Origin of the sequence: Sulfitobacter sp. (assembly GCF_041552635.1) — a bacterium.
Lineage (GTDB): Bacteria > Pseudomonadota > Alphaproteobacteria > Rhodobacterales > Rhodobacteraceae > Sulfitobacter.
In genome coordinates this window covers 1-6,581 of record NZ_JBFEKM010000194.1, presented here as the reverse complement: position 1 = coordinate 6,581, position 6,581 = coordinate 1, and the positions used below count along the sequence as shown (strand labels likewise).

Here is a 6,581-nt window from a genome sequence, read left to right as displayed (position 1 = left end):
TAGCAAAAGTGGATCAGGCACCGGTTTCACCAATACATCCTGTGCCCCATTCGAGAGCATCATCTTGCGCGCGTTTAGATCGTCGCTTTCGCCGATGGCAAGGATCGGGATGCGCGCTGTCTGTTCTTGCTTTGACAGACCTGCACATAGTGCGCCTGCATCGGCGTCGGGCAGATCAAAGGCAGTAATGACAAGGTTTGGCTGTTCCTGGCTCGCGATTTTCAGCGCCTCTGCGACCGAGGTGGCTTGAAGGACAGTATAATATGCAGAGGACAGTTTGATTTTCAAAACGATGCGATTCGTAGCGATGGCGTCGACGATGAGGATCTTTCCCTGCACTTGTTTTCCTTCCTCACTAAATCTAACCAGATGCAGTGATCTTAAGGACGTTATTAGTTAACAAAGAGTTTCCATCCTAAGTAGCAGACAGGAATGCCCCCATGTTTAAGCAAGAAGCCGCTGAGACCTTTGCCCTTCAGGCATTGGCATGGTTGGCCGCAAATGATGACTTGATGCCTGTTTTCATGGGAGAAACCGGGGCCGGCGCAGATGATTTGCGTGGTCAGGCGACAGACCCCGCCTTTTTGGGGGCGGTCTTGGATTTTCTGATGATGAACGACGAATGGGTGATTTCGTTTTGCGACAGCATCCACGCCCCCTACGATCGGATTATGCAGGCGCGGCAGGCTTTGCCTGGGGGCGAACAGGTGAATTGGACATAAGAATGACAGGCACAGGGACCACCGTTTTGATCAGAGGAATTTTGTTCGACAAGGATGGCACCTTGTTCGATTTCGCCAAGACTTGGGAGGCATGGGCCAACGCGTTTCTGACCCGCCTGACCCAAGGCGATCTTGCGCGCGCCACTATGATCGGGGCTGCGGTGGGGTTTGATCTGGCCGCAAACAGGTTTGCCACGGATAGCATTGTGATTGCGGGCACACCGGGCGAGGTCGTCGATGTGTTGTCGCCTCACGTGCCGGAAATGTCCAAAGCGGCGCTGATTGATCTGCTCAACGAAGAAGCCTCACGCGCCCCGCAAAGCGAAGTCACACCGCTGATCCCGTTTCTTGAGGTTCTGCGCGCGCGCGGGTTGGCATTGGGGGTGGCAACCAATGATGCCGAAGCCCCGGCTTTGGCGCATTTAAACAAGGCGGGCGTGACCCATCTGTTTGATTTTATTGCCGGGTTCGACAGCGGGCACGGTGGGAAACCCAGCCCGGGCCAGCTGAATGCATTCGCCAAGACCGTTGGGCTTGCCCCTAACCAGATCGCGATGATCGGCGATAGCACCCATGACCTGATCGCGGGCAAGGCTGCGGGCATGACCCGCATTGCGGTGTTGACGGGCATGGCCTCGGCCGATGATCTTGCACCGCATGCTGATGTGGTGTTGCCCGACATCAGCCACCTGCCAAACTGGCTGGACGGGCAGGGCAGCTAGGTCTTTCACCCGACGGGCCAGACGCGAAAAACGACATAAATCGTCGGTAACGGGAACGCCGCAGTGAAATAGATCATGCCTTCTGGACCTGACTTTCAGGAGGTTGCCATGTCTGATCCAGATCCCAAACGCAAAACCCGCACGGGCGGGCGTGCCGGTGCCAAGACCCGTCGCGGTACCTCTGTGATCGAACAGATGCCGTGGAACCCGCCGATTAACATTGATCGCCCCACCGAACCGTTGACACCCGAAGGTGTCGAGGCGATTCACGATGGCGCGATGCGCATTCTCGAAGAAATCGGGATCGAATTCCTCAACCACGAAGCGCTTGAAATTCTGCGCAAGGCGGGTTGCACCGTGAACGGTGAAAACGTCCGTATGGGGCGTGATTTCGTGATGGAATGGATTGCCCATGCGCCGTCGCAATTCACCCTGACCCCGCGCAACTTGGATCGCAAGATCACCATCGGCGGCAAGCATCTGGTGTTCGGCAACGTGTCATCCCCGCCCAACTACTGGGATATGTCGATTGGCACCAAGGTTCCCGGCACCCGCGCCATGTGTCAGGATTTGCTGAAGTTGACGCAGTATTTCAACTGTATTCACTTCGCGGGGGGTTATCCGGTTGAACCTGTCGATGTCCACGCCTCGGTGCGTCATTTGGACGTGCTTTATGACAAGCTGACGCTGACCGACAAGGTCATGCACGCCTATAGTCTGGGCAAAGAACGTGTCGAAGACGTGATGGAGATGGTGCGCATCGCGGGTGGCCTGACCCACGAAGAATTCGACGCCACCCCGCGCATGTACACCAATATCAACTCGACCTCACCGCTCAAGCACGACATCCCGATGCTGGACGGCTGGATGCGCCTTGCGCGGCGCGGACAGGGGCTGGTCGTGACGCCCTTCACGTTGGCCGGTGCGATGGCCCCGGTGACCATGGCGGGTGCCGTGGCGCAGTCGCTGGCCGAGGCGCTGTGCGCTGTGGTCTTGGCGCAGATTATCAACCCCGGTTGCCCTTGCGCAATTGGTACGTTTACGTCGAACGTAGATATGAAAACCGGTGCGCCCGCCTTTGGTACGCCAGAGTATATGCGCGCCACACAGATGACGGGGCAGTTGTGTCGGTTTTATGGTCTGCCGATGCGGTCGTCCGGGGTATGCGCGGCCAACGTGCCCGATGGCCAAGCCATGTGGGAAACATCAAACAGCCTGTGGGCTGCCGTTCAATCAGGCACGAACATGGTCTACCACGCTGCGGGTTGGCTTGAGGGTGGGCTGATTGCATCGCCTGAGAAGTTCATCATGGATTGCGAAATTTTGCAGCAAATACAACGCTATATGGACCCTGTCATATGTGCGACCGGCCCGGATGAGATCGCATTGGATGCCATAAAATCTGTCGGCAATCAGGGGCATTTCTTTGGCATCCAGCATACTCAGGACCGCTATACCGATGCGTTCTATCAGCCGTTTTTAAGTGACTGGAAAAACTATGAAGGGTGGGAAGTTGCCGGGGCCATCTGGACGCCGGAACGTGCGCATATGATGTTCAAGGACATCATCGCCAACTTCGAGGAACCCCCGATGGATGTGGCAATTCGCGAAGAACTGGCCGCCTTTGTGGCACGCAGAAAAGCCGAAGGTGGGGCCCCTACCGATTTCTAAGATTTCCATTTTTGGGCAAAGTTTCGATAAATCCTCAAAAACTCTGCGGTATTTTTCAACGCTTGAAAGGGGCTTTTGCACTAAGACATTTGCATGATGTTAACGTCCTGTTCGCATTCTCGCTGCGTATGAGTGGGAAGGGATATCCATGCACGGGCTTATTAACCGCAGTGTTCAGAACTTTGTCTGCGATACATTCGGAAAAGACAGTTGGCTACAGGTGACGCAGCGCGCCGATCTCGGATTTTCCGAATTCGAGGCGATGCTGTCGTACCAAGACGATATCACGCCGCGCCTTTTGGACAGCATGGCCGCAGTCACGCACCGCCCGCTTGCAGAATTGCTCGAGGATATCGGCACCTATCTGGTATCGACCCCCAAACTGGAAGGGGTGCGGCGGTTGCTGCGCTTTGGTGGTGTGAATTTTGAAGAGTTTTTGCAGTCGTTGGATGATCTGTCCGACCGGGCCAAATTAGCCGTATCAGATCTTGATCTGCCACGCATGGAACTTGATGAAAAAGCGGAAGGTCAATTTGACCTGATTTGCCAAAGCCCGGTGCCGGGGTTTGGTCTGGTGATGACCGGCGTGCTGCGCGTGATTGCCGATGATTATGGGGCTTTGGTTGTGTTGGATCATGAAACCATCGCGGACGGTTTCGAACGCGTGTCGATCACTTTGATTGATACGGATTTCGCCGAGGGGCGACATTTTGATTTGGGCGCGCGGGCTTTATGAAGGATTTTCCCGACTTAAATATGCTGGACATTTTATGCCCAATGCATCTGGTGGTCCGCAATGACGGGCGCATCGCGCACGTTGGGCCCACGGTGCAGAAACTGCGCCCTGATGCGACATGGGTTGGCACGAATTTCTTTGACCACTTTGAAGTTAAGCGCCCCAAATCCGCGCAATCCATTATCGACATGCGCCAAAAGGCAGGAAGCAAGATACATCTTGCGCTCAATGGTGACCCGTCAAGCGACCTCAAGGCGGTTCTGGTCGCGCGGAGCGGCACGGGCGATGATGTGGTGATCAACCTGTCTTTCGGCATTTCGATCCTTGACGGCGTGCGCACCTATGGGCTGAGCAATGCAGATTTTGCCGCGACGGATTTGGCCATTGAAATGCTTTACCTGATCGAGGCGAAATCAGCCGCGATGGATTCCTCGCGCCAATTGAACCTCAAGCTGCAAGGGGCCAAGATCGCCGCAGAAGAACAGGCATTCACGGATACATTGACCGGTCTCAAGAATCGCCGCGCGATGGATCATGTTCTGGCACGGCTGGTCAGTCGCAAAGTCGGCTTTGCTGTGATGCAAATTGATCTGGACTACTTCAAGGCCGTTAATGACACCTTGGGCCATGCTGCGGGCGATCATGTGCTGCAAGCCGTCGCGCAAATTATGGTAGAAGAAACCCGGGCCGCAGATACCATCGCCCGTGTCGGCGGCGATGAATTCACCCTTATCCTTCCAGAGATCGAGGCAGAGGAAACCCTTTTGAATGTTGGTGAAAGGCTGATTGAACGTCTCGAAAAGCCGATCTTCTTCCAAGGCAACGAATGCCGCATATCGGCCAGTATCGGTACCGTCTGGATCCGCGAAAACCAAAGCGTGGTTCCCAAGGACATTCTGTCCGACGCGGACATCGCGCTTTATCAATCAAAGAACGCCGGACGCGCGCGCCAGACGATCTTTGACGGGCGCAGACGTCCGTTGGTGATCTAGCCCTGCATAAGGGTTGTCCGTTCCATCGTTGATCAAGCCCAATATGTGTGCCGAATGCTTGACAGATATAAGATCTGCTTACGGGTGTTCGTTTTCGACATGATGTCGATCGGGGCCGTGGCAGATGCAATGTGGTCGGACTTTGATGTAGGGCCTGCCAGCTTATGCAGGCAACCTTATCTGCACCTTATGCAGGCGACAGAATATGAATTGCACGATCAGCCAACATGTCTTTCGTGCTGGCCCCATAGGCCTTCATATGAGGCGATCTCGCATGTGCGCCAAGTGCCTCCATGCTGGCCCATTTTTCGACGACAACAAAGGTGTCAGCGCCAAATGCGCTTTGCATGGGTCCGGCATTTTCGGTATCAATTGTGGCTTCATATGCGATACAGCCATCTTCTGCCAATACTGCCGGAACATTGGCGTTGAACAAGTCGAGGACCGCTTGGCGCTGGCCCGGCTTGGTGGTGATGACTGCAATAACGTGGACGAGAGACATGTTTGTTTCCTTGTTGGGGATCTCAAGGACTTAGCATAAACTTGACGTCGTGGCGAAAGGGCATTTTCTTGACGCCGCGTCCATGTTTCTGGATTTGCAGAATCGCAACATCACTCAGCCAGCGAATTTATTGATGCAGCCGACGCCTACCATTTGTCCTGCTGTGCTGTCCTTCGGCAGTTTCGTCGAACACAGCGCGCGGCGCTAAGTTATCCCAAGCAACAAGCAGGGCTGATTGTGATTCAGAAATTGCTTCATAGGACGAAGTTGAAAGCACCTCGCCTTAAGCTTTCAGGTGGGTATGCACCCTACCGCCAAGCGCCTCAGGCAGCGGCTAGATGCTGTATTCGACCATGCCATAGGAAGAGGGCTCCGCGAAGCTCCAAACCCCATAGACGGAGCGCTGCGGCGCTCTTTGCCAAAAGGAAAGCACAAGGCAAAGCATCATGCAGCACTTTCTTGGCGGGAAGTCTCCAGTTTTATGGGGGAGTTGGAAGAACGAGAAGCTATTGCCGCCCTATGCCTCCGGTTCATTATTCTGACTGCGGCGCGCAGTGGCGAAGCACGGATGGCAACTTGGCACGAAGTTGATCTTAACCAAAAAACGTGGATTATTCCTGCTAGTCGGATGAAGGTTGGGTATTCGCAACCTTCACGAAGGGCGGGAATGGTCGGTGTGGGCCGTTTGCGTAGGTGTTGTGACCGTCGACACCAAGGGCGGGCCTTTGCCGTTGATCTGTCCCTGCGCAATGTTGCGTTTTTTGCCTAACGCGCCCATTTGAATGCCCTGTTGATACAATCTCAGAGCGACGTGGCAAGGTAGCTTGTGGCGTGCGGTCCAGACGGCTGACAAAGCCCAGCCAATAGTACCATCGGCAGCCAAAACTATCGCCTCTGATCGGATGTTAGGCCTTACCTACAAGGGCCGTAGTAGATATCGAAGGGATGAAGTGGTGCGGGTGAAGGGACGCAAAGGTCATTGATCTCAAGAACATTATTATCGACATTCGTAATATATCTGTAAACTCGTTTTTAGTTAGTGAAATTCATTAGTTGCGGACCATTCAAATTTCCTCGGTTACAAAGGTTTTGTTGGCGGTATATGCACCCTGGATGAAGTATCAAAACTCCGGGCCAGAAATGGATCTAAAAAGTACCAAGCAACGGCGACTTGCCGATCGATTTATAGTCTTGAGAATACGCCGAGCGATTATGTGTACAATGGCGGTCCTAATC

The 6,581-nt window shown here is 54.3% G+C and carries 7 protein-coding genes; 5 read left to right on the top strand and 2 right to left on the bottom strand.

Translation table 11 applies throughout. From position 1 onward, the window contains the following. Positions 1–339 (bottom strand): PleD family two-component system response regulator (locus ABYT07_RS17895; RefSeq protein ID WP_372993384.1); only part of this gene is annotated, 339 nt, incomplete at its 3' end. 101 nt (positions 340–440) lie between these two features. Between ABYT07_RS17895 and ABYT07_RS17890 the strand changes: the two genes are divergently transcribed. From ABYT07_RS17890 to ABYT07_RS17870, 5 genes are all read left to right on the top strand, one after another. Further along, entirely contained in the window at positions 441–722 is a 282-nt protein-coding gene (locus ABYT07_RS17890; protein WP_372993383.1) for a DUF3572 domain-containing protein, read from the top strand. 2 nt (positions 723–724) lie between these two features. Further along, positions 725–1,444: an HAD family hydrolase gene (locus ABYT07_RS17885; RefSeq protein ID WP_372993382.1), complete on the top strand. Its 720-nt coding sequence runs from the start codon at positions 725–727 to the stop codon at positions 1,442–1,444. Between the two features lie 108 nt (positions 1,445–1,552). Next, the gene (locus ABYT07_RS17880) at positions 1,553–3,115 is read left to right on the top strand and encodes a trimethylamine methyltransferase family protein (RefSeq protein WP_372993381.1); all 1,563 of its coding nucleotides are present in this window, start codon (positions 1,553–1,555) and stop codon (positions 3,113–3,115) included. Positions 3,116–3,263: 148 nt separating this feature from the next. After that, a complete protein-coding gene (locus ABYT07_RS17875) occupies positions 3,264–3,851 on the top strand; it encodes a heme NO-binding domain-containing protein (protein ID WP_372993380.1) in 588 nt (195 codons plus the stop codon). Next, positions 3,848–4,843: a GGDEF domain-containing protein gene (locus ABYT07_RS17870; RefSeq protein WP_372993379.1), complete on the top strand. Its 996-nt coding sequence runs from the start codon at positions 3,848–3,850 to the stop codon at positions 4,841–4,843. The genes ABYT07_RS17875 and ABYT07_RS17870 overlap by 4 nt, the downstream gene beginning before the upstream one ends. A 187-nt stretch (positions 4,844–5,030) precedes the next feature. On the opposite strand, the gene ABYT07_RS17865 is transcribed toward ABYT07_RS17870, so the two are convergent. Continuing rightward, a complete protein-coding gene (locus ABYT07_RS17865; RefSeq protein WP_372993378.1) occupies positions 5,031–5,345 on the bottom strand; it encodes a putative quinol monooxygenase in 315 nt (104 codons plus the stop codon). Positions 5,346–6,581 lie beyond the last annotated feature (1,236 nt).

Bases quoted from the DNA above. Each gene is read 5' to 3' on its own strand.
- ABYT07_RS17885 (WP_372993382.1), top strand. From the start codon at position 725: ATGACAGGCACAGGGACCACCGTTTTGATCAGAGGAATTTTGTTCGAC.
- ABYT07_RS17865 (WP_372993378.1), bottom strand. From the start codon at position 5,345: ATGTCTCTCGTCCACGTTATTGCAGTCATCACCACCAAGCCGGGCCAG.
- ABYT07_RS17870 (WP_372993379.1), top strand. From the start codon at position 3,848: ATGAAGGATTTTCCCGACTTAAATATGCTGGACATTTTATGCCCAATG.
- ABYT07_RS17880 (WP_372993381.1), top strand. From the start codon at position 1,553: ATGTCTGATCCAGATCCCAAACGCAAAACCCGCACGGGCGGGCGTGCC.
- ABYT07_RS17875 (WP_372993380.1), top strand. From the start codon at position 3,264: ATGCACGGGCTTATTAACCGCAGTGTTCAGAACTTTGTCTGCGATACA.
- ABYT07_RS17890 (WP_372993383.1), top strand. From the start codon at position 441: ATGTTTAAGCAAGAAGCCGCTGAGACCTTTGCCCTTCAGGCATTGGCA.